General features: G+C 57.9%; 19 protein-coding genes. 11 read left to right on the top strand and 8 right to left on the bottom strand.

All coding sequences use genetic code 11. The annotated features are described in order from the left end of the window. The first annotated feature begins 115 nt into the window (after nt 1–115). Entirely contained in the window at nt 116–1,744 is a 1,629-nt protein-coding gene (locus VGC62_RS03020; protein ID WP_331185586.1) for an NAD(P)/FAD-dependent oxidoreductase, read from the top strand. Nucleotides 1,745–1,970: 226 nt separating this feature from the next. Here VGC62_RS03020 and VGC62_RS03015 read toward each other — a convergent pair whose 3' ends face one another. Beyond that, nucleotides 1,971–3,065, bottom strand: coding sequence for a PLP-dependent cysteine synthase family protein (locus VGC62_RS03015; RefSeq protein WP_414705735.1), 1,095 nt, complete (start codon nt 3,063–3,065; stop codon nt 1,971–1,973). Nucleotides 3,066–3,364: 299 nt separating this feature from the next. Between VGC62_RS03015 and nhaA the strand changes: the two genes are divergently transcribed. Next, nucleotides 3,365–4,552, top strand: a complete 1,188-nt coding sequence (nhaA, locus tag VGC62_RS03010; RefSeq protein WP_331185585.1) for a Na+/H+ antiporter NhaA — start codon at nt 3,365–3,367, stop codon at nt 4,550–4,552. An 86-nt stretch (nt 4,553–4,638) separates the two neighbouring features. Here the strand turns inward: nhaA and VGC62_RS03005 are convergent, their stop codons facing one another. From VGC62_RS03005 to dinG, 5 genes are all read right to left on the bottom strand, one after another. Further along, nucleotides 4,639–5,103 carry a glycine zipper 2TM domain-containing protein gene (locus VGC62_RS03005; RefSeq protein ID WP_331185584.1) on the bottom strand — a complete coding sequence of 155 codons (465 nt, stop codon included), beginning with the start codon at nt 5,101–5,103 and terminating at the stop codon, nt 4,639–4,641. A gap of 178 nt (nt 5,104–5,281) precedes the next feature. Then, on the bottom strand, nt 5,282–5,929 hold the full coding sequence (pdxH, locus tag VGC62_RS03000; protein WP_331185583.1) for a pyridoxamine 5'-phosphate oxidase: 648 nt from the start codon (nt 5,927–5,929) through the stop codon (nt 5,282–5,284). A 47-nt stretch (nt 5,930–5,976) separates the two neighbouring features. Then, nucleotides 5,977–7,077, bottom strand: coding sequence for an OmpA family protein (locus VGC62_RS02995; protein ID WP_331185582.1), 1,101 nt, complete (start codon nt 7,075–7,077; stop codon nt 5,977–5,979). 152 nt (nt 7,078–7,229) lie between these two features. After that, nucleotides 7,230–8,378, bottom strand: coding sequence for a serine hydrolase domain-containing protein (locus VGC62_RS02990; RefSeq protein WP_331185581.1), 1,149 nt, complete (start codon nt 8,376–8,378; stop codon nt 7,230–7,232). A 98-nt stretch (nt 8,379–8,476) separates the two neighbouring features. Further along, nucleotides 8,477–10,621 (bottom strand): ATP-dependent DNA helicase DinG, encoded by a 2,145-nt coding sequence (gene dinG, locus VGC62_RS02985; protein ID WP_331185580.1) that lies wholly within the window; start codon nt 10,619–10,621, stop codon nt 8,477–8,479. Between the two features lie 139 nt (nt 10,622–10,760). Here dinG and VGC62_RS02980 point away from each other — a divergent pair, with 139 nt between their 5' ends. Beyond that, on the top strand, nt 10,761–11,225 hold the full coding sequence (locus tag VGC62_RS02980; protein ID WP_331185579.1) for a CopD family protein: 465 nt from the start codon (nt 10,761–10,763) through the stop codon (nt 11,223–11,225). 129 nt (nt 11,226–11,354) lie between these two features. Here VGC62_RS02980 and VGC62_RS02975 read toward each other — a convergent pair whose 3' ends face one another. Further along, the gene (locus tag VGC62_RS02975; RefSeq protein WP_331185578.1) at nt 11,355–12,128 is read right to left on the bottom strand and encodes a collagen-like protein; all 774 of its coding nucleotides are present in this window, start codon (nt 12,126–12,128) and stop codon (nt 11,355–11,357) included. Beyond that, nucleotides 12,121–12,396 (bottom strand): DUF1145 domain-containing protein, encoded by a 276-nt coding sequence (locus VGC62_RS02970; protein ID WP_331185577.1) that lies wholly within the window; start codon nt 12,394–12,396, stop codon nt 12,121–12,123. The genes VGC62_RS02975 and VGC62_RS02970 overlap by 8 nt, the downstream gene beginning before the upstream one ends. 465 nt (nt 12,397–12,861) lie before the next feature. On the opposite strand from VGC62_RS02970, the gene VGC62_RS02965 reads away from it, so the two are divergent. The 8 genes from VGC62_RS02965 to VGC62_RS27570 form a co-directional block, all read left to right on the top strand. Then, entirely contained in the window at nt 12,862–14,913 is a 2,052-nt protein-coding gene (locus VGC62_RS02965) for a putative bifunctional diguanylate cyclase/phosphodiesterase (RefSeq protein ID WP_331185576.1), read from the top strand. Between the two features lie 191 nt (nt 14,914–15,104). Next, nucleotides 15,105–16,442, top strand: coding sequence for an imelysin family protein (locus VGC62_RS02960; protein WP_331185575.1), 1,338 nt, complete (start codon nt 15,105–15,107; stop codon nt 16,440–16,442). Between the two features lie 235 nt (nt 16,443–16,677). Further along, nucleotides 16,678–17,217 carry a hypothetical protein gene (locus tag VGC62_RS02955; RefSeq protein ID WP_331185574.1) on the top strand — a complete coding sequence of 180 codons (540 nt, stop codon included), beginning with the start codon at nt 16,678–16,680 and terminating at the stop codon, nt 17,215–17,217. 140 nt (nt 17,218–17,357) lie between these two features. Further along, nucleotides 17,358–18,785 (top strand): di-heme oxidoredictase family protein, encoded by a 1,428-nt coding sequence (locus VGC62_RS02950; RefSeq protein ID WP_331185573.1) that lies wholly within the window; start codon nt 17,358–17,360, stop codon nt 18,783–18,785. 30 nt (nt 18,786–18,815) lie between these two features. After that, the gene (locus tag VGC62_RS02945) at nt 18,816–19,880 is read left to right on the top strand and encodes an imelysin family protein (RefSeq protein ID WP_331185572.1); all 1,065 of its coding nucleotides are present in this window, start codon (nt 18,816–18,818) and stop codon (nt 19,878–19,880) included. A 1-nt stretch (nt 19,881) separates the two neighbouring features. After that, nucleotides 19,882–20,979 (top strand): DUF1513 domain-containing protein, encoded by a 1,098-nt coding sequence (locus VGC62_RS02940; RefSeq protein WP_331185571.1) that lies wholly within the window; start codon nt 19,882–19,884, stop codon nt 20,977–20,979. A gap of 145 nt (nt 20,980–21,124) precedes the next feature. Then, entirely contained in the window at nt 21,125–21,880 is a 756-nt protein-coding gene (locus VGC62_RS02935; protein ID WP_331185570.1) for a DeoR/GlpR family transcriptional regulator, read from the top strand. A 451-nt stretch (nt 21,881–22,331) separates the two neighbouring features. Beyond that, on the top strand, nt 22,332–22,431 hold a 100-nt coding region (locus tag VGC62_RS27570; protein ID WP_414705736.1), incomplete at its 3' end, for a hypothetical protein.

The following is a 22,431-nucleotide window of genomic DNA, read 5'->3' as shown; positions in this document are numbered from 1 at the left end:
TACGCAAAATCTCTACCAGGCATTCGGACATCCGCTCACTGGCCAATGTGGCTTATAATCGCCGGTTCTTGTAGCGCTGCCGGGCAGAACCTGCGGCCCGGAACTGGACCTTTCAATGTTACGAATCACCGAACTCAAACTGCCCCTGGAGCACGCAGACGACGCGCTGCGCCCTGCCCTCCTGCATCGTCTGGGGATCGATAGCGACGAACTGATCGACTTCACGCTATTTAAGCGCAGCTACGACGCGCGAAAAAAATCCTCCGAGCTGCAGTTCATCTACACCATCGACTTCCAGGTTCGCGACGAGGCTGCGCTGTTGGCACGCCTGTCCAATGATCGACACCTTGCCCCTGCGCCAGACGTCAGCTACAAAATCGTCGGTCATGCGCCTACAGATCTGAGCGAGCGCCCGATTGTCGTCGGCTTCGGCCCCTGCGGTATTTTCGCCGGGCTGTTATTGGCACAAATGGGCTTCAAGCCGATCATCCTTGAGCGCGGCAAGGAAGTGCGTGAGCGCACCAAAGACACGTGGGGGCTGTGGCGCAAGAACGTGTTGAACCCCGAATCCAACGTGCAGTTTGGCGAAGGCGGCGCCGGGACGTTCTCCGACGGCAAGCTCTATAGCCAGATCAAAGACCCGAAATTCCATGGTCGCAAAGTGCTGCATGAGTTCGTCAAAGCCGGTGCGCCAGAAGAGATTCTCTACGTCAGCAAACCGCACATCGGCACCTTCCGTCTGACCGGCGTGGTCGAGAACATGCGCAAACAGATAGAAGCGCTGGGCGGCGAAGTGCGTTTCCAGCAGCGTGTTACCGATGTATTGATCGAAGATGGCCAATTGCAAGGCGTGGTACTCGACAGCGGCGAACGCATCGAGTCGCGTCATGTAATTCTGGCCCTCGGCCATAGCGCGCGGGACACCTTCCGCATGCTCCACGCCCGTGGCGTGTACATGGAAGCCAAGCCGTTTTCGGTGGGCTTTCGCATCGAACACCCACAAAGCCTGATCGACCGTGCCCGTTTGGGTAAATACGCCGGCCACCCGAAACTCGGCGCGGCAGACTACAAACTGGTGTACCACGCCAAAAATGGCCGTTCGGTCTACAGCTTCTGCATGTGCCCAGGCGGCACGGTGGTCGCGGCGACATCCGAGCTTGGTCGGGTCGTGACCAACGGCATGAGCCAATACTCACGTAACGAGCGCAACGCCAACTCGGGGATCGTGGTCGGTATCACCCCGGACGAAGACTACCCAGGCAGCCCGCTTGCCGGGATCGAATTGCAGGAACGCCTGGAAACCCATGCCTACGTATTGGGCGGCAACAACTACGAAGCACCTGCGCAGTTAGTGGGTGACTTCATCGCGGGCAAGGCGTCCAGCGAACTGGGCAGCGTTGAACCGTCCTACAAGCCCGGCGTAAAGCTGGTTGATCTCGCGGACGCACTGCCCGCCTATGCCATCGAAGCGATTCGTGAAGCGTTGCCGGCGTTCGACAAACAGATAAAAGGCTTCGCCCAACATGACGCGGTGCTCACCGGCATCGAAACCCGTACCTCATCGCCGCTGCGCATCACCCGAGGCGACGACATGCAAAGCCTCAACGTCAAAGGCCTGTTCCCGGCTGGCGAAGGCGCAGGTTATGCAGGGGGGATTTTGTCAGCGGGCGTGGACGGTATTCGGATTGCCGAAGCGCTGGCCAGGAGCATGTTGGGGATTGTTGTGCCAGGCCCATCATCCTGAGCTTCACGCTGACGCAATCCTGCAAGCGGTCGCTCGTTGCGAAGCAGACACGGGACCTGTAGGAGCCGCCGAAGGCTGCGATGATGCGCACGCGCCCAATGTGCGGATGCCCCCTGAAGGTCCTGTGGACCTTATCGCGGCCTTCGGCAGCTCCTATAGAGAATCCTTTTATTCAGTTGGTTATGTTGTGTTTGATGAGAACTGCCGGGCTGCTGGCTACAGACAATCAAATCCTCTCCCGTAAAATTCCTTCAGGCAACGCCTCGCCTCGCTCCGCGCATGCCGCCACGGCATTGATCAAGCCAGCCAATTCAAACCCCTGAGCCTTGAGCCAGTCCGGGTGGTAATAAGTGGTGGCGTAACGGTCGCCGCCGTCACATAGAATCGCCACGATGGAGCCCGTTTCTCCCGTCTGGACCATCTGCTGCGCCGCCATCAGGGCACCGATCAGATTGGTGCCGCTTGAGCCTCCAACCCGGCGCCCCAGCCGTTGCGCCAGGTAATGCATGGCCGCCAACGATAATGCGTCCGGCACCTTGATCATCGCGTCGATGACGTTGGGCAAAAACGATGGCTCCACACGAGGCCTGCCGATCCCTTCGATGCGTGATCCATGATCGAGCAGCAAACCCGCATCGCCGCTGCGATAAAAATCGAAAAACACTGAGCGCTCGGCGTCGGCACACAACACACGAGTGGGGTGCTGACGATAACCGACATAACGCCCGAGCGTGGCGGTCGTGCCGCCTGTACCGGGGCTGGAAACCAGCCATGCAGGCTCTGGATGCGTTTCAAAACGCAACTGCTGGAAGATCGATTCGGCGATATTGTTGTTTGCCCGCCAGTCCGTGGCGCGTTCAGCGTAAGTGAACTGGTCCATGAAATGCCCGCCCGTTTCACGCGCCAGGCGTTCTGATTCGGCGTAGATCTGCGACGGGTCTTGTACCAAATGAACTTGGCCACCGTAGAACGCTATCTGATCGACCTTTTCCTGCGAAGTCGCGGCGGGCATCACCGCGATAAACGGCAAGCCGAGCAAACGCGCAAAGTAGGCTTCGGAAATGGCCGTGGAACCACTGGAGGCCTCGATTACCGGAGCGCCCTGCTTGAGCCAGCCGTTGCACAACGCATACAGAAACAGTGAACGCGCCAGCCGATGTTTGAGACTACCCGTTGGGTGGCTGGACTCGTCTTTGAAGTACAAATCGATACCGGGAAAACCGGGGAGTTCCAGGGGAATCAGATGGGTATCGGCGCTGCGTTGAAAATCCGCTTCGATGATACGAATGGCTTCGCGGGACCATTGGCGCAGGTCGCTCATGATGAAAACCCAATAGTAAAAAAATGAGATTGACGCGACGAGTCGCGGTAACAGCGCAGGCAGGTTAGCCAAACACGGCGCTCACGCCGGCCAAGTTTCGTCGACTACCTAATATTCAGAATAATCTTACTTATCAAAAAGGCGCTGCCCTACCGCACTTTACAATCCAACTGACAGGGGCTTTGTAAAGACAGCAACACGCATTTTTTTATAATAAAAACGAATATAAATTTTGTTTTCAGAAGTAAATGCACAGGTTAGGGTGGCGCTTCTTTTGCGCACAGACATGGAGAGCCACCTTGCCAGCTCGCATTACATTCAAGCAATTCTTCCAGTTGGAGGCTGCCGGTGGCTTGCTACTGATCGCTGCCGCAGCACTTGCATTGATCATCAATAACTCGCCGCTTTCGTGGATCTACAACGGATTGCTTGAAGTTCCGGTAGTCGCCCAGGTGGGCGCGCTGAAAATCGCCAAACCGCTGTTGCTCTGGATCAACGACGGCTTGATGGCGCTGTTCTTTCTATTGATAGGGCTGGAGGTCAAGCGCGAGGTCGTGCAGGGACATTTGTCCAAACTGTCGCAAGTCGTCCTGCCGGGTGCCGCAGCCGTGGGTGGCATGGTGATCCCCGCGCTGATCTTCTGGGCACTCAACAAAGACCACCCTGCGGCCATGAGCGGATGGGCTATCCCGATGGCCACCGATATCGCGTTCGCACTCGGCGTACTGGCGCTGCTGGGCAAACGGGTGCCTGTATCGCTGAAGCTATTCCTGATGACGCTGGCAATCATCGATGACCTGGGCGCAATCATCGTCATCGCGCTGTTCTACTCCGGTGAGCTGTCCAACCTGTCGCTAACCCTGGCGGGTGCATCGATCGTTACACTGGTCGCCATGAACCGAATGGGCGTGGTCAAACTGACACCGTATATGGTCGTCGGTACGCTATTGTGGATCTGCGTGCTGAAAAGCGGTGTGCATGCCACATTGGCGGGCGTGATTCTGGCGTTCTGCATTCCAATCAATGTAAGGCGAGAGCAATCCTCACCGCTTTTAAGACTGGAACACGGTCTGCACCCCTGGGTGGCCTACGGCATTCTGCCGCTCTTTGCATTTGCCAATGCGGGGGTATCACTGGCTGGCGTAACGCTTGAGAGCTTTACCCATCATGTGCCAATGGGTATCGCGCTGGGCCTGCTGCTGGGCAAGACGCTCGGTGTGTTTGGCTTGACATGGCTGGCGGTCAGGACCGGCATTGCCGTGTTGCCCACTGGAGCGAACTGGGGGCAGGTGCTGGGCGTGTCGATCCTTTGCGGTATAGGCTTCACCATGAGCTTGTTCGTCGGATCACTGGCGTTCGTTCCGGGTCAGAGTGAATTCGCCGGAATGGACCGGACGGGTATCTTGACCGGGTCCATCCTTGCCGCATTTGTCGGCTACGCCATTATCGCGATGGCAAGTAGCAAACAGACAGTCGCCAGCAAATAGCCCTCTTTAGGATGCAAAACGCCCCGACAAATCGGGGCGTTTTGTGTAGCAACGTTCTATATCAGCACAAACCGATGAAACCAGGCTTAGTGCGCAACGCGGCTGGTGCCGTTGACCGTCATGATACGAACACGTTCGCCAACACGGAAAATCTCGTTTTCCTGAACTTCCTGAACGTAGGCTCGCATAGTGCCGTCGTCTTCACGTACGGTGATTTCCACGCCTTGAGTACGGGTCAGACCTTCTTCAGTCATCGACCCCAGCAGACCACCTGCTACAGCACCGATGACCGCAGTCACAATGCTGCCTCGACCACCGCCAATCGCGCTGCCGCCGACACCGCCAACAATCGCACCGGCACCGGCGCCGATAGGCGTTTTGGTGCCTTCAATCTTCACGGGGCGCAGGGATTCCACGGTCCCCAAACGAACGGTCTGGACTGTCCGGGCTTCGTCCCGGGAATAGGAATCGCCGGTCAGATTGGAAGTACAGCCGCCCAGTGTCAGCGCCATGGCGGTAAACGACGCAACCAACAGAACAGACTTACGCATAAAGGTTATCTCCAGAGGAACAGGTAGCCATTAGACTCCGCGACGCTAATCGATGTCACGGTCCTGTACCGATAATTTACGTTCATTCAGGCGCGATACAGATACGCGAGCGTCTACATTTATGGACGACCGCGCACTCATTTGATTCAAACAAAACAACGCCATCCGCCGAACTGTATCAGGGCGCTAGACGTTCTCGCGTCCACTGACTGTCCACCAGACGATAATTCAGCCGGTCATGAAGCCGACTAGGACGCCCCTGCCAGAACTCGATACGATCCGGCACCAGACGATAGCCGCCCCAGTGCTCCGGGCAATGGGGCTGGCTATCGCTGAAACGTTGCTCGGTGGCAACCAGCAGGTTTTCCAGCTCAGCGCGGTCGGCAATCACCCGGCTTTGAGGCGACGCCCATGCGCCTAGGCGACTACCCAACGGTCGAACCTGATAGTAGGCGTCGGACTCTTCGGCAGTCACCTTGACCACCCGACCTTCGATACGCACCTGACGCTCAAGCGTGGGCCAGAAGAAGGTCATTGCGCCAAAAGGACGTGCAATCAGTTGCTGGCCTTTGGCGCTGTCATAATTGGTGAAAAAGGTAAAACCTTGCTCATCGAGCCCCTTGAGCAATAGCACTCGATTGTGCGGACGCCCATCGGCATCCACCGTGGCCAGGGTCATGGCATTGGCCTCCACCGGCGGTTGCTCAGTCTTTACGGCCTCGGCGAACCACTGATGAAACAGCGCAAAGGGTTCATCCGTCGCCTGCGCTTCGGCCAAACCATCGCGGGCGTAGTTACGACGCATATCGGCCAGACGTTCAGTCATCGCTTGCTTCCTTAATCGGCATCCGTGGTCAGGATGCCGATATTACGTCAGTTGGCGCTGGCTTGAGTATCGGCGGGCTTCTTCGTCGCGGCTTTTGCTGGGGCTGCTTTGGCTGGAGTGGCTTTCTTTGCGGCAGGTGCTTTCTTGGTAGATGCTTTGGCAGTGGTGGCCTTCTTCGCCGGCGCTGCTGCCTTTTTCGCTGGAGCGGATTTCTGCGCTGGGGCAGAAGCCGGGGCAGGCGCTGCCAAAACGGGCTTGGCGTTCTGAACGGCTACCAACGTCGGGGCGGCCTGCATGTTGTACTTGGTCAACAGGGCGACCATGGTTTCTTGCGGCGTCATGATCATTTCGACCCGACGGTTGAGAGCACGGCCCGGCACGCTATCACTGGCGGCACGCGGCATAACGTCGCCCATGCCACGCAGGTTCAGGCGATTACGCTGCAGACCGCTGAGGCGGAAGATCGCTGCAACAGACTGTGCGCGCTCCTGGCTGATCTTCAGCGGAGCGTCACCGGCAACGTCGGAGTGTCCCAATACCAACACCGCAGTTTTGGGGTCCTTCTCCAGCATTTTCGCCAGGTTGGTAATCGGCCCCAGGTTGACCGGCAGCAACATCGCAGGACGGTCAGGGTTGAAGGTACTGTCAACCGGCGCAGTGATCACCAAAACGTCTTCGCGGCGTTCAAGCTCAAATTTGCTGCCCTTGATGGCATCACGCATGAGCGGCTCGTTTTGATCGAGCCAGGCCTGGGTGACTTTAGGGTCTACTTTTGCCACGACTGGCGCGGAGGCGTCCTTTTTACCTTCGGCACCGAACGGCCACCACCATTTGCTACCGTCATCGGCTTTTGCAACCACTGGAGCGGCTTTGGCGGCAGGCTGGGTCGCCGCCAGCTCTGGTTTGCTTTCAGTGACGCCGTGATCGGAACCGAATGGCCAGTACCAGTGAGCCCCTGTTTCGGCCTCGGCCTTTTTCACTTCAGCAACGGCGGGCGGCACTCCCGATTTGGCAGGTGCGGCGTCAGCCGTTTTATCCGTACCAAACGACCACCAGTGGTCGTTATTGGCAGAGTTGTCCTGAGGCGTCTGAGCGCAGCCAGTTATGGCAAGGCAAAGAGCAAGAGCTAGGGTTTTATTGGTAGACATTGGGGCGACCCACAAAAATTGATCAGAAAATGAACGAAGCTGCGCTCATATAACACGCATAAACAGTCAGTTGGAAAAAGAAACCGCTCTACGGTTCCCATATGAGTGAAATAACTGACAGTCGGTTATAAACAAGCACTTATCAGCGATACCTATTGCAAACACTCACCAAGAATCCGCGCCAGATTTTGCGCCCGTGGGTCCATCAGAACGTAAGGCCCGAGGGTGTTGGTAACAAAGCCAAAAGCAACATCACGCTCAGGGTCGGCAAAGCCTACAGAACCACCCGCGCCAGGGTGTCCGAAGGCTTTAGCGCCTAGGCCGTAAGTCGCGTTCGGCACGTTAGGTTGATCGAGCATGCAGCCCAGGCCAAAGCGAGTCTGGGTCAACAGTGTCTTGTCCTGCCCCACACTGTGTTCGCGGGTCAGCTCATTGAGCAGCTCGGCTTCAAGTAACGTGCCGTCCAACAGCCCACTGTAGAAACCCGCGAGACTGCGGGCGTTGCCATGACCGTTGGCAGCAGGCTGCTGCATGCGACGCCATTCAGGCTTGTTGGTGCTGGTCATGATCGAAGGTGGATTGGTGAAGGCTCGCGCAGTCATTGATGTTGGCTCGCGCATCGTCATCTGCACCAGGCGTTGCGCGGCTTCGTCGCCCATGTTGCCCTTGCCGCGTGCGATATGGGCAACCCGGTGAAATTCTTCATCGGCCAGACCGACATGGAAATCCAGCCCCAGTGGGCGGGAAATACGCGCCGCAATGGACTCGCCCGGCCCGCGACCATCGGCGCGGCGAAGCATTTCGCCAACCAGCCAGCCATACGTGATAGCAGCGTAGCCATGACCCTGCCCCGGCGTCCACCAGGGTTGTTCGGCCGCAAGCGCCGTGGTCATCGCTTGCCAGTCGTAAAGCGCCTGGGCAGGCAACAATTCGCGAATAGCTGGCAACCCGGCTTGATGGCACAGCATCTGACGCAAAGTGATATGGCCCTTGCCCGCCACCGCGAACTCCGGCCACAACTCGGCCACGGGCCTGTCCAGATGCAGCTTGCCCTCGTCGACCAATTGCAGCGCCGCGACCGCCGTGAAGGTTTTGGTACACGAGAACACGTTGGCGATGGTGTCGCTGTGCCAGGCGTTGGCACCGTCCTTGTCAGCAGTGCCAGCCCACAGGTCGATGACAGTCTGGCCGCCTATTTGAATGCAAAGCGCTGCACCGCGCGTCTGTGGATCGTCGAACAGCGCCGCGAATGCTTCACGTACTGCCTCAAATTGAAGCTCGAAATAACCTTGGGTCTGCACGTGTTCGCTCCCGCTCTACCGCTGCGTGAAATGGCGAGCATTGTTCCAGCGATTAAAGGGTTTGTGAACCGCGACGCATCAGCTCATCCCAATGAATGTCAGGATATTTCGCGGCGAAACGGAGGCAGAGCATTAAGGATGGCCTTGCCATAGCGTTGGGTGACCACACGGCGATCCAGCAACGTGATGGTGCCGCGATCCGCTTCAGTACGCAGCAGACGCCCGCAGGCCTGGATCAGGCGCAGCGAGGCATCAGGTACCGCGATCTCCATGAACGGATTGCCTCCTCGCGCTTCGATCCATTCGGCCAACGCGGCCTCAACCGGATCATCTGGCACGGCAAAGGGAATCTTGGCGATCACCACGTGCTCGCAATAGGCGCCGGGCAAGTCCACGCCCTCGGCGAAGCTCGCCAACCCAAACAGTACGCTGGCATCGCCGCCGTCAACCCGCGCCTTGTGCTTGTTGAGGGTTTCCTGTTTGGACAGGTTGCCTTGAATGAACACACGTTTGCGCCAATCGCGTTCAAGCCCATCGAACACTTCCTGCATTTGCTTGCGAGAGGAGAACAACACCAGAGTGCCTTTGGAGCCCTCGACTAGGTCCGGCAGGTCGCGAATGATCGCCGCCGTGTGCTCGGCTGCATTGCGTGGATCGGCCTTGAGGTCAGGCACTCGCAACACACCAGCATCGGCATGATGAAAAGGGCTAGGAACCACGGCCGTAACAGCACCCTTGGGCAGCCCGGCACGCATGCGGAAACGATCAAACTTGCCCAGCGCGGTCAACGTCGCCGAGGTGACCAGCGCGCCGTAGGCCACATTCCACAAATGACGACGCAGCATTTCGGCCGCCAGGATCGGGCTGGCATTAACCTCGATGTCGAACAACGAACCGCTGTCAGCCAACGTCAGCCAGCGCGCCATCGGCGGGTTGTTTTCCGGGTCTTCGGCGGTAAAGGCGGTCCACAACTCCCAGTTGCCGTGGGCACGGGCCAGTAGGCTGCCAAACAGCGGATACCACTCTTCAGCCTGATGGCTGGCGATGCCAATGTTGACCTCGCCATCCATACCTTCCTTGAGCAATTCGGTCAGGCGCGTGAACAGATCGTCGAGCCGCGCAAAGCCCTTCTTCAACTCGATACCCATCTCGCGCATGTGTTCTGGCACCACGCCACCAACGAAGCGATGTCGAGGTCGCTCGCGGCCTTCCATGTCTTCGCCAGCCTTGAAGTCAGCCAGTTGCTCACAGGCGGTGAACATGAATTGCTGTTGAGTCTTGATCTCTCGCGCAAGTTCAGGAACCTGCTCGATCAGCTTGCCGAGGTCGCCTGGCAGTGGATGCTGGGCAAGCAATTTGGTGAGATTCTTGGCGGTCTGTTCCAGCCAGTCGGCCGTGGAACGCAGACGCGTGTAATGCGCGAAGTGGCCGATGGCCTTATCCGGCAAGTGATGACCTTCGTCAAACACGTACAGCGTGTCGCGCGGGTCGGGCAATACCGCGCCGCCACCCAAGGCAAGATCCGCCAGCACCATGTCGTGGTTCGTCACGATCACGTCGACTTTTCCCATGCCTTCGCGAGCCTTATAGAAAGCACATTGCTGAAAGTTCGGACAATGACGATTCGTGCATTGGCTGTGATCGGTGGTCAACCGCGCCCAATCCTGATCCGCCAACTCCTGCGGCCAGCTGTCACGATCACCGTCCCATTTATTGCCGGCAAGCTTCTCTATCATCGTGGTGAAAAGCTTCTGGCTGGCCTCATCGACCTCGATCTTGAAGCCTTCTTCCTCGAAAAGCTGCGCCGTGGCGCTTTGCGCGTCGCCTTCTTGCAACAACACGTCGAGCTTGGACAGGCACATGTAACGGCCGCGCCCCTTGGCCAATGAGAAGGTAAAATTCAGCCCGCTGTTGCGCATCAGGTCGGGCAGGTCTTTGTAGACGATCTGCTCTTGCAGCGCGACCGTCGCGGTCGCGATTACCAGGCGCTTGCCCGCCGCCTTGGCAGTCGGAATCGCGGCAATCGCGTAGGCGACGGTCTTGCCGGTACCTGTGCCCGCCTCGACCGCGACCACCGCCGGGTCGCCTGAACGACGGCCTTCTTCATCGGTATCGATATCTCCCAGCACCTTGGCGACCTCGGCGATCATCAAGCGCTGGCCGTACCGCGGCTTCAGGCTTTTGGCTTCAAGGAAACGCGAGTAGGCGCCCTGAATCTGGGATTTGAGTTCGGTGCTGATCATCGGGCTACGGTCTTCGCTCGGGCGCTAAACAGGTACTGGGTGGCAAATAACACTAAAAAACTGCTGGATATATCTTCAGTGGTTCCAGAGGGCGGCTATCATACCGCGCTTAATCTTTGCGCGCAGAACGGAGTTCCCTATGACACTCTTTGCCCTTGTCTATACCCTGCACGTGCTGGCCGCGTTTCTTTGGGTCGGCGGCATGTTTTTCGCCTGGATGATCCTGCGACCAGCGATCATCGTGGCACTGGAAGGGCCGCAACGCCTGAAACTGTGGGTGCAGGTGTTTGCCCGATTCTTCGTCTGGGTCTGGGTAGCGGTGGTCGTTCTGCCAATTACCGGGATCGGCATCATTGAGTTGCGCTTCTCCGGCTTCGAAACCGCACCACGCTATGTACAGGTGATGATTGGGTTGTATGTGGTAATGGTCGCGCTGTTCATCAAGATTCAATCGGTGCAATTGCCTGAGTTGCAGCGTGCGGTGGACGCGCAGAAGTGGCCCGATGGCGTGGCTGCACTGGGCAAGATTCGGCGGCTGGTGGGGGTCAATCTGATCGTGGGGATTGTGTTGGTAGCAATTGCCGCAGCACGGCCCGGGTTTTGAGGCCACTGCTGTAACCTGCTCAACCCAAGCGCTGTAGGAGCCAACTTGTTGGCGAGGGGCTGGATTCGGTGTGCCAGATACGCCGCCTCGCGAACAAGTTCGCCCCTACAGTAGAACGTCAGCCTCGCATCACAACCGCTTGATATTCACCACACCCGCCGCACCCGTTGCGCCGTCCTGGCCTTTCTCGCCAGTCTTGCCGGATTTTGCGCCGTCGGCACGGTAGACAACGCAGCCTTTGGACGCTCCGCCTTTGCCACCCTTTCCGCCAGCGCCACCCTGACCACCGGCGCCGCCCTGAACATTCACCTTCACGCGGTCGTCCGGGAAATCACCTGGCAACTCCAGACGGACCAAACCACCTGCAGCGCCTTCATGACCATTGCCGCCGTTGTCGCCATTGGTGCCGCGACTGGCAGAACCCCAAGTGCAGCCCGGATCTTCGCCATTGCCGCCGTCGAGCCCCACATAACCGGGCGCACCCGCACCGCCGCGCGCGTCGATGGATAAAATCTCAGCGCTTAGCTGCTCAACGTGAAAGGTCAGGTTGCGCCCTGGCAATGGGGGTTTCTCGAACGTCCCCGGGGCACCACGGGCGGTGATCTGGCTACCACTGCCGAGTTCGCCATGCTTGATCTGCAGGCTGAACGGCTGCGAGCCTGGCACGATAGCGATGCGTGCTTCGTGGCCCATCAGCAATTGATCGACCTTCACTTCAGTCAACCCGGGAGGAATAAGCAACGTGGCGTAATCGGCCACTTCCAGACGCTCAAGCTGCAATACGCTGGTACTGCTGGGCAACCGCATCAGCGAGTGCGACTCGACCGAAATGGTCTGTGCCATAGCCAAGGAACTGCTCAACGCCGACAACAGCCCTGCCGTCATCAGCAACCCATTACGCATGTTGAACCTCCCCAGAACGACGACCGAAAGATTGCAGATGAAAAATACCGAACAGCAGAATCAGCAACCGATCACGCCACGGCTGTGGACGTCCATGCAAGCTGCCATTAAACAGAAACAGTTCCAGAACATGCGTCAGCAATAACAGACTGCCCGCCAAGTTGATCAACACACTGAACGGGCTCGGCAGCAAGACGGCCTGATTGACCAGCACCACCGCCCAAAACCCCAGCGTCAACATTTTCCCCAAGCCCCAAAACACCCTCATGACACGCCCCTGCTGTTTTCTTTCTTTTTAGCCAGTCTTTGAAACACATCGTTGATACGAGAATTCTTCGCGCACAGTACGGCGACTGCAACGACTATGCCAGAGCCCCATGAAAATAGTTGAGTCCACGCCCGCAGCAAAGAACGTCTCGCCCCCAAAAAACACCCTGGTACGAGGTTGCAATGATGTTCAGCTTTATGGCGTGTACGGCTTTTTCGCCTTTTGTTCATGCTTTGTGTATTGCCAGAAAGCGATAGCGGACTAATATCAGTTTCGCTGGAACCAGAGCCTCAAGTTACCCCCCCTGTCGACCGACACAGTGATGATCGCCAAACTGCCTGCGCAGAACGGTGCCTGTACAGAATGACAGGATCAAGCGTTGTCAATGGCGCTTGACCTCAGGGTTTGCTTTGCCAATGCTTGCAATCAGTCACCCGCTCTCAGCATGGATGAAGGAATGCCCATTTGAAGCTGGAACTCAAAAATAGCTTGTCGGTGAAGCTATTGCGTGTGGTACTGCTTTCGGCACTGATCGTGGGCGTTGTGTTGAGTTGCGCGCAGATTATTTATGACGCGTACAAAACCCGCCAGGCAGTGGCCAGCGATGCCGAACGAATCCTCGATATGTTTCGCGACCCCTCGACCCAGGCGGTGTACAGCCTGGACCGTGAAATGGGCATGCAGGTCATAGAGGGACTGTTTCAGGACAAGGCTGTGCGCATGGCCTCCATCGGCCACCCGAATGAAACCCTGCTTGCCGAGAAAACCCGGGATCTCAAGGTCTCACCGACCCGCTGGCTGACCGATCCGATTCTTGGTCAGGAGCGCAGCTTCACCACTCAACTGGTGGGCCGCAGCCCGTATAGCGAGTATTACGGCGACCTGCGCATTACCCTGGATACCGCCACCTATGGCGAAGGCTTCATCATCAACTCTTTCATCATTTTCGTATCCGGCGTGCTGCGTGCGCTGGCGATGGGGCTTGTGCTGTATCTGGTCTATCACTGGCTACTGACCAAACCGCTGTCAAAAATCATTGAACACCTGACCAGCATCAACCCCGACCGCCCCAGCGAGCATCAACTGCCGCTGCTCAAGGGTCATGAAAAGAACGAGCTAGGGGTTTGGGTCAACACCGCCAACCAGTTGCTGGCCTCCATCGAGCGTAATACCCATCTGCGTCACGAAGCGGAAACCAGCCTGCTGCGCATGGCTGAATACGACTTCCTCACCGGCCTGCCCAATCGTCAACAGCTACAACAACAGTTGGACAAGATTCTGGTGGATGCCGGCAAAGTGCAGCATCGGGTGGCTGTGCTGTGTGTTGGGCTGGATGACTTCAAAGGCATCAACGAGCAATTCAGCTATCAAACCGGCGACCAACTGTTGATGGCGCTGGCTGATCGTCTGCGTGGACACAGCGGGCGTCTGGGCTCCCTGGCACGATTGGGCGGCGACCAGTTCGCACTGGTCCAGGCCGATATCGAACAACCTTACGAAGCGGCCGAACTGGCGCAAAACATCCTCGATGATCTGGAAGCCCCTTTCGCGCTGGATCAACAGGAAATCAGGCTGCGCGCAACCATTGGCATTACGCTGTTCCCGGAAGACGGCGACAGCACCGAAAAACTGCTGCAAAAAGCCGAACAGACGATGACGCTGGCCAAGTCCCGCTCGCGTAACCGCTATCAGTTCTACATCGCCAGCGTCGACAGCGAGATGCGTCGCCGTCGCGAATTGGAAAAAGACCTGCGCGAAGCCTTGGTACGTAATCAGTTCCACCTGGTGTACCAGCCGCAGATCAGCTATCGCGACCACCGCGTGGTGGGCGTCGAAGCATTGATTCGCTGGACACACCCAGAGCACGGCCTCGTACCACCGGATCAGTTCATTCCGTTGGCCGAACAAAACGGCACGATTATCCCGATTGGCGAGTGGGTGCTGGATCAGGCCTGTCGTCAATTGCGCGAATGGCACGATCAAGGGTTCAGCGAACTGCGCATGGCAGTCAACCTGTCAACGGTCCAACTGCACCACGCCGAACTGCCACGTGTGGTGAACAACCTGTTGCAGATCTATCGCCTGCCGCCACGCAGCCTGGAGCTGGAAGTCACCGAAACCGGTCTTATGGAAGACATCAGCACCGCAGCTCAGCATTTACTGAGCCTGCGTCGCTCCGGCGCGCTGATCGCCATTGATGACTTTGGCACCGGTTACTCGTCACTGAGTTACTTGAAGAGCCTGCCACTGGACAAGATCAAGATCGACAAGAGCTTCGTACAGGATCTGCTCGATGACGATGACGACGCCACCATCGTGCGCGCGATCATCCAACTGGGTAAAAGCCTGGGCATGCAAGTGATTGCCGAAGGGGTGGAAACCGCCGAGCAAGAGGCCTACATCATTGCCGAGGGCTGCCATGAGGGTCAGGGCTATTTCTACAGCAAGCCGTTGCCCGCACGTGAATTGCTGGCCTACTTAAAACAGGCAGAGCGCACGCAGATGGGGGTTTTGTAGCCTTAGAGCGCGTACAAGCGCGATATCGAGGGGACAGTAATTCCACGCTGAAACCCCTTGTTACACCTTGAAATACCTCACCGCACGACTCGGGGCATTTTGCCTTTACACAGAATGCAAATCTTTCGCATTATGTCGCAGTTTTTCTGGCGCTTGCCGCCGCCCTCACTCTCTCGACGCAGGATTCCGTCATGATTCGTATGCCCTTGGCAACCGCTAGTCTGTTGGCCATTGCTATCTCACTCGCCGGGTGTGGCGACGACAAGGACAAGCCCGCCGCTGCAGCGCCGGCCCCAGCCGCGGCGACCACAGCGCCAGCCGCAGCAGCGCCGACGCAAACCAACGATGCCGCCACCAAGGCCGTGGTCGCCAACTACACCAACATGGTCTTTGCCGTGTTCAGCGACGCCGAATCCACCGCCAAGACTCTGCGCACAGCGGTCGACACCTTCCTCGCCAACCCAAACGATCAGACCCTCAAAGCCGCACGTGAAGCATGGGTCAAGGCCCGCGTGCCTTACATGCAGAGCGAAGTCTTCCGCTTCGGCAACACCATCATCGATGATTGGGAAGGACAGGTTAACGCCTGGCCTCTGGACGAAGGCCTGATCGATTACGTCGCCAAGGATTACCAGCATGCGCTGGGCAACCCGGGCGCCACTGCCAATATCATCGCCAACACCACCGTTCAAGTCGGTGAAGACAAAGTCGACGTCAGCGAAATCACCCCGGAAAAACTTGCCAGCCTCAATGAGCTGGGCGGTTCCGAAGCCAACGTCGCCACCGGCTACCACGCCATCGAATTCCTGCTGTGGGGCCAGGATCTGCACGGCAACGGCCCAGGCGCGGGCGAACGCCCAGCCAGCGATTACATCGAAGGCAAAGGCGGCACCGGCGGCCACAACGATCGTCGTCGCGCCTATTTGAAATCCGCAACTGACTTGCTGGTCAGCGATCTGGAAGAAATGGTCAACAACTGGAAGCCAGGCGTTGCCGACAATTACCGCGCATCGCTTGAAGCCGAGACAGGTGAAAGCGGCCTGCGCAAAATGCTCTTCGGCATGGGCAGCCTGTCGTTGGGTGAACTGGCAGGCGAGCGCATGAAGGTGGCACTGGAAGCCAACTCCAGCGAAGACGAACACGACTGCTTCAGCGATAACACCCACAACTCGCACTTCTACAACGGTCTGGGCATTCGCAACGTTTACCTGGGCGAATACACCCGCGTAGACGGCAGCAAAGTCACTGGCCCAAGCCTGTCGTCGCTGGTCGCCAAAGCCGATGCAACCGCAGACAGCACGCTGCGCGCCGATCTGGACGACACTCAGGCCAAGCTGCAAGTCATCGTCAATCACGCCAACAAAGGCGAGCACTTCGATCAACTGATCGCCGCCGGCAACACCGAAGGCAATCAGATCGTGCGCGACGTCATCGGTGCGTTGGTCAAACAGACCGGTGCAATCGAGCAAGCAGCGAGCAAACTGGGCATCACTGATCTGAATCCTGACAACGCTGATCACGAGTTCTGATTCGCCCTGCATCACTCGCCTCACCCTGTGTTTAAAAACGAAAACCGGTCGCTCACACGACCGGTTTTTTTTGCCTGAGGTTTCTGGAGAGCCCGATTACAGAGGGTTTCCACGGATACGTCTCTAACTTGCGTAGGGCATTTCCCATTCATGAGTTGTCGGATTGATGCTTGTGTTTACCGCGCCGATCATTTGCACTTTCTTGATCCACCCCATCCAGGAGGGGAGACAGCCAGTGCCAACAAAAGACAGAAAAAGGCGCATCGTCAAAGACGTTAATCACAACGACTACGGCATTCACTTATTGATCGGCGCAAAAGGGCCCCGAGCATGGAAAGTCACGATTTACCGCGACGGTCTGGTCTATAACCGTCTGTTTTCCTTCTCACGCTTCGGCGGGCGTGAGGCGGCCCGCAAGGCGGCAGATGCCTGTCGGGACGAACTGATGCTGGCCAACCTGCCCAAGCTCAGCCGAGACATTCGACAACGGTTGATCAGCACCAATACCAGCGGCCATCCGGGTGTGCATTATCGTTGTTATACCGGCGTCGCTTACTGGGTAGCCCGCACGACGCTGCGTAACGGTAGCAGCGTGACCAAATCGTTTCGGGTCGAGTTCTATGGCCACGAACATGCAAAGGAGCTAGCGATTCGCGAGCGCGAGCGGCAACTTGATCTGCTGGGCGATTACCGCTCCTTCAAAGTCGCTCAAGGGGAAAAACGCCTTATCCAACTAATCATTGAAAACCCATCACTGGAAATCGTTGGCGTTTGAATGCGTCGAAACGGGCACAACATGACTAATTGGTAACAACACATTGCCAGGGACATCCCCAAACGCAAATCCCTCTTATTCATGGCACGCTGGGCTGGTAAGCTTGCTCGCCTTGATTTGTGGCCCGTTGCAGGATGTGTATGACCCCGCGGTTTCATCTTTTGCTTCTCCTGCTGATGGCTTCGGCCATTGGCGGGTGCGATGACGCCCCGCGTTTCACCCAACCCGAACCACGCGAACGTTTTTCCGGCGGCACCGCGACGGTGAGCACCCTTGATCGCAATGCCTTCTCGCTGCCGTCAGGTAACTTGCAGCCGTCGCGACGCCTGGACTTCAGTGTTGGCAACAGTTTCTTTCGCAGCCCTTGGGTCATTGCACCGTCCACCACCACCGCCCGCGATGGACTGGGGCCGTTGTTCAATACCAATGCCTGTCAGAACTGCCACATCAAGGACGGCCGCGGTCACCCGCCAGAGCCGGGTGACAGCAACGCGGTATCGATGCTGGTGCGGCTGTCCATTCCCGACGAGCCCGCCTACGCCGAACGTATTCATCAGTTGGGGCTGCTGCCCGAACCCATCTATGGCGCGCAACTGCAGGACATGGCCATTCCCGGCGTCGCGCCCGAAGGCAAGGTACGCGTCGAGTACGACTCGATGACGCTGCACTTTCGAGACGGCACGCCCATTCATCTGCGCCGCCCTACCCTGCAAATCACTCAATTGGGCTACGGTCCAATGCATCCCCAGACGCGTACTTCCGCACGTGTTGCGCCGCCAATGATCGGCCTTGGTTTGCTGGAGGCGATCCCGGTGTCGGCGATTCTGGCCAACGCCGACCCTGAGAATGAAAAAGGCACCGGTATTTCCGGACGTCCCAATTGGGTATGGGACGACGCGCAACAGAAAATCGTACTCGGACGCTTCGGCTGGAAAGCCGCGCAACCCAGCGTCAACCAGCAGAACGTGCATGCGCTGGCCGGCGACATGGGCCTGACCTCAAGCCTTAAAACCATTGATGACTGCACACCTGCACAGACCGACTGCCTCAATGCGCCGAATGGTAAAGGCCCTCAGGGCGAGCCGGAAGTCAGCGACAATATCCTGCGCCTGATCACTTTCTACACGCGCAACCTGGGTGTCCCGGCACGGCGCGACGTCGGCGAGCCCGCCGTGTTGCAGGGCAAGAGTCTGTTCTTCAAAGCCGGTTGCCAGCAATGTCACACACCCCAGTTCACCACCCGAGCCGACGCCAGCGAGCCGGAACTGGCCAATCAGTTGATTCGTCCCTACACCGATTTGTTGCTGCACGACATGGGCGAAGGGCTGGCTGACAATCTCAGCGAATTCCAGGCATCCGGACAGGAATGGCGCACACCGCCCCTGTGGGGTATAGGGCTGACCAAAACCGTCAGCGGCCACACTCAATTTTTGCATGACGGTCGCGCCCGAAGCCTGATGGAAGCTGTGCTCTGGCACGGTGGCGAGGCTCAAGCGGCGCAACGACAGGTACTGGCATTCGACGCAGAACAGCGCTCGGCGCTGCTGGCATTTCTGAATTCTCTATAAACGCATCTCTTGAAAAACAAGGAGCCGGACATGTTCCGTCCCAAGCTGTTGTTCACCAGCCTCGCCGCGCTTGCGCTGGGCGCTTGCGCGCCATCGGACCCGCAGGCCGTGACCTCTGCCGCCATCGCCAAACAGGTCATCCTGCCGACCTACAGCCGTTGGGTCGACGCGGACCGGCAGTTGGCCGTCAGTGCGCTGGCGTTCTGCCAGGGCGCATCGGATCTGGACACGGCCCGCACCGACTTTCTCCATGCGCAAAAAGCCTGGGCACAATTACAGCCCTTGTTAATCGGGCCACTGGCCGAGGGCAATCGCTCATGGCAAATACAGTTCTGGCCGGACAAAAAAAACCTCGTGGGGCGTCAGGTCGAGCAATTGGTCACCGCGCAGCCGCAAATCACGGCTGAAGCACTCAGCAAGTCCAGCGTCGTGGTGCAGGGCTTGTCGGCTTATGAATACATTCTGTTCGACGCCGACATCGACATGGCCAACGCCGAACAGAAAGCCCGTTACTGCCCTTTGTTGATAGCCATCGGCGAGCGGCAGAAAGGCCTTGCCGAGGAAATCCTCAACGGCTGGAACAGTACTGACGGCATGCTCGCGCAGTTGAGCAAGTTTCCTAACCAGCGCTACGCCGATTCCCACGAAGCCATTGCCGAACTGCTGCGCGTGCAAGTCACCGCGCTGGACAGCCTGAAAAAGAAACTCGGCACACCGCTGGGCCGTCAGAGCAAGGGCGTTGCGCAGCCATTCCAGGCTGAAGCATGGCGCAGCAAGTCGTCGCTCAGCAGCCTGCAAGCAAGCCTGGAAAGCGCCGAAACCGTCTGGGCCGGGGTTGATAACCAAGGCCTGCGCGGCCTGTTGCCAGCAGAGCAGAAACCACTGGCCGATAAGATCGACGCAGCCTATGCGGCCAGCCGAAAATTGCTCGCTGAGCTCAAGCCGCCCCTCGCCGATTTGCTGGCCAGCGAAGAAGGTCGCCAACAGCTCAACGCGCTCTACGACAGCCTCAACGTGGTTCATCGCCTGCACGAAGGCGAGCTGGCCAAAGCGTTGGGCATTCAACTGGGCTTCAATGCCAACGATGGTGACTGATATGTTGCGACGCCAGGCCCTGGCTCTCGGCAGCCTCGTTCTCAGCGCATGCACCTTGGGTGGCTGGACGCTGTTCAAGAAAAAGGATGAAAGCCCACTGCTGCTTTCGGCCCGCGATGACGGCAATGGTCAGCATTACGCCATGGGTTATCGGGTGGACGGCACTCAGGTGTTCGCGACGCAGGTTGCCCAGCGTTGCCACGACATCATCAATCATCCAGAACTGCCAATTGCTCTCTTCGTCGCCCGCAGGCCGGGCACGGAAAGCTACTTGATCGACCTGCGCGACGGTCGCCTGCTGCAGACCATCAACTCGCCAGCAAACCGGCACTTCTATGGTCATGCGGTGATTCATCGCAGCGGCGAGTGGTTATACGCAACCGAGAATGACACTACTGATCCGGGCCGTGGACTGCTGGGCGTGTACCGTTTCGTCAATGAGCGGCTGGAACGTGCAAGTGAAATTTCCACCCACGGGGTCGGGCCACATCAAGTGTCGTGGATGCCGGACGGTGAAACGCTGGTGGTGGCTAACGGAGGGATTCGGACCGAAGCTGAAAGCCGGGTCGAGATGAACCTAAATGCCATGGAGCCCAGCCTGGTATTGATGCGGCGTGACGGCACACTGCTGAGCAAAGAGACGTTAGCGCAGCAGATGAACAGCGTTCGCCACCTGGCGATTGCCCGCGACGGCACCGTTGTTTCGGGTCAGCAGTTCATGGGACCGTCTTATGAATCGTCCGAGCTGCTGGCAATCAAGCGTCCCGGTCAGCCTTTCACAGCGTTCCCGGTGGACGAAGCGCAGTTGCAATCGATGGGGCATTACACCGCCAGCGTCGCCATCCACAGCGAACTGCGCCTAGTGGCGTTGACGGCGCCGCGAGGCAATCGGTTTTTCATCTGGGACCTGGACAGTGGCGCTGTGCGGCTCGATGCACCGCTGCCCGATTGCGCAGGTGTTGGGGCGGTGGCTGATGGTTTCGTCGTGACGTCAGGCCAAGGCCGCTGCCGATTCTACGACTGCCGCCAGGTAACGCTGGTCGGCCAGCCGTTGGAGTTGCCCGCAGGATTGTGGGACAACCATTTGCATTTGGTCTGATGACATAGCAACCACACGCGCCTGTGAGGTTGCTTGGGTCGCTTTTGCCTTGATCCCCCTCATCCAACCTCTCTACGATTCTTTTCCGGCTGACAGGTAATGCACGCCTGCGGCATGATAGGCGCCCTTGCCCCAAGGAAAAAAAATGAATCTGCCACCCCGTCAACAGCAGATCCTCGAGCTGGTCCGTGAGCGCGGCTATGTCAGCATCGAAGAAATGGCCCAACTGTTTGTCGTGACACCGCAAACGATCCGTCGCGATATTAATCAGTTGGCGGAAATGAACTTGCTGCGTCGCTACCATGGCGGTGCTGCCTACGATTCCAGCATTGAAAACACCGCCTACGCCATGCGAGCGGATCAGATGCGCGACGAGAAACAGCGCATTGCCGAAGCAATTGCCGCGCAGATTCCCGATCATGCTTCGTTGTTCATCAACATTGGCACCACCACCGAATCCATTGCCCGCGCCTTGCTCAACCACAACCACCTGAAAATCATCACCAACAACTTGCACGTCGCTTCGATTCTCAGCGCCAAGGATGATTTCGAAGTGCTGCTGGCGGGTGGCAACGTGCGTCGCGATGGTGGCGTGGTCGGTCAGGCCAGTGTCGATTTCATCGCGCAGTTCAAGGTCGATTTCGCCTTGGTCGGGATCAGCGGCATCGATGAAGACGGCAGCCTGCTGGATTTCGACTATCAGGAAGTGCGGGTTTCCCAGGCGATCATCGCCAATGCCCGACAAGTCATCCTCGCGGCGGACTCCAGCAAGTTCGGACGCAATGCTATGGTGCGCCTGGGCCCTATTACCTTGATCGACTGTTTGGTGACCGACCAGGCGCCGGTGCCCGCGCTGGCACAGTTGCTGACACAGAACAAAATTCGATTGGAAGTGGTGTAGACCCGAGGGCAAGCCCGGCTTCTGCATGGCGGGTCAGGGCCAGAACGCACGGTAGGAGCGCGGCTTGTCCCGCGATCTGGCGCGCAGCGGCAGTAAATCCGGTACGTGCGGTCTGCCTGTCACACCGTGTGCGCAGGTTTACGACGGGTTCCCCGCCGATCGCGGGACAAGCCTCGCCAACAAGATCCAGTGTTTGCTGCACAACAGCGCGGCGTCTGAACGACGGGGATCGTCTACAAAAGTCGATTCGGCCAACGCTCCTTTAATCACTACATGCGCGCATGTTCACAATTGTTCCTTTCTTTTCTTCTTTATCAGTATTTTCAATCAATACTGAGTGGATAGTCCGTTCTCTTTACGCTACCATTTTCGAATATGAACATATATGTTCGAATTCGCCATTTTTTCGATCATTGTTCGAATTCAAGATTTGAAGACAGGAGAGGCCCAAATGCCCCATTCCACACAGCCAATGCCCCCACTCTCTGAGGTGTACGACATCGCGGTCATTGGCGGTGGCATTAATGGTGTCGGGATTGCGGCAGATGCTT

The sequence above is a fragment of the Pseudomonas sp. genome, from assembly GCF_036404235.1.
Classification (GTDB): Bacteria; Pseudomonadota; Gammaproteobacteria; order Pseudomonadales; family Pseudomonadaceae; genus Aquipseudomonas.
The sequence above is the reverse complement of the archived record's forward strand: the minus strand, read 5'-3'. Positions and strand labels throughout refer to the sequence as shown.

Coding starts and splice junctions, on each gene's coding strand:
- VGC62_RS03020 (WP_331185586.1), top strand. CDS start 116: ATGTTACGAATCACCGAACTCAAACTGCCCCTGGAGCACGCAGACGAC.
- VGC62_RS03015 (WP_414705735.1), bottom strand. CDS start 3,065: ATGAGCGACCTGCGCCAATGGTCCCGCGAAGCCATTCGTATCATCGAA.
- VGC62_RS03005 (WP_331185584.1), bottom strand. CDS start 5,103: ATGCGTAAGTCTGTTCTGTTGGTTGCGTCGTTTACCGCCATGGCGCTG.
- pdxH (WP_331185583.1), bottom strand. CDS start 5,929: ATGACTGAACGTCTGGCCGATATGCGTCGTAACTACGCCCGCGATGGT.
- VGC62_RS02995 (WP_331185582.1), bottom strand. CDS start 7,077: ATGTCTACCAATAAAACCCTAGCTCTTGCTCTTTGCCTTGCCATAACT.
- dinG (WP_331185580.1), bottom strand. CDS start 10,621: ATGATCAGCACCGAACTCAAATCCCAGATTCAGGGCGCCTACTCGCGT.
- VGC62_RS02980 (WP_331185579.1), top strand. CDS start 10,761: ATGACACTCTTTGCCCTTGTCTATACCCTGCACGTGCTGGCCGCGTTT.
- VGC62_RS02975 (WP_331185578.1), bottom strand. CDS start 12,128: ATGCGTAATGGGTTGCTGATGACGGCAGGGCTGTTGTCGGCGTTGAGC.
- VGC62_RS02970 (WP_331185577.1), bottom strand. CDS start 12,396: ATGAGGGTGTTTTGGGGCTTGGGGAAAATGTTGACGCTGGGGTTTTGG.
- VGC62_RS02960 (WP_331185575.1), top strand. CDS start 15,105: ATGATTCGTATGCCCTTGGCAACCGCTAGTCTGTTGGCCATTGCTATC.
- VGC62_RS02950 (WP_331185573.1), top strand. CDS start 17,358: ATGACCCCGCGGTTTCATCTTTTGCTTCTCCTGCTGATGGCTTCGGCC.
- VGC62_RS02945 (WP_331185572.1), top strand. CDS start 18,816: ATGTTCCGTCCCAAGCTGTTGTTCACCAGCCTCGCCGCGCTTGCGCTG.
- VGC62_RS02940 (WP_331185571.1), top strand. CDS start 19,882: ATGTTGCGACGCCAGGCCCTGGCTCTCGGCAGCCTCGTTCTCAGCGCA.
- VGC62_RS02935 (WP_331185570.1), top strand. CDS start 21,125: ATGAATCTGCCACCCCGTCAACAGCAGATCCTCGAGCTGGTCCGTGAG.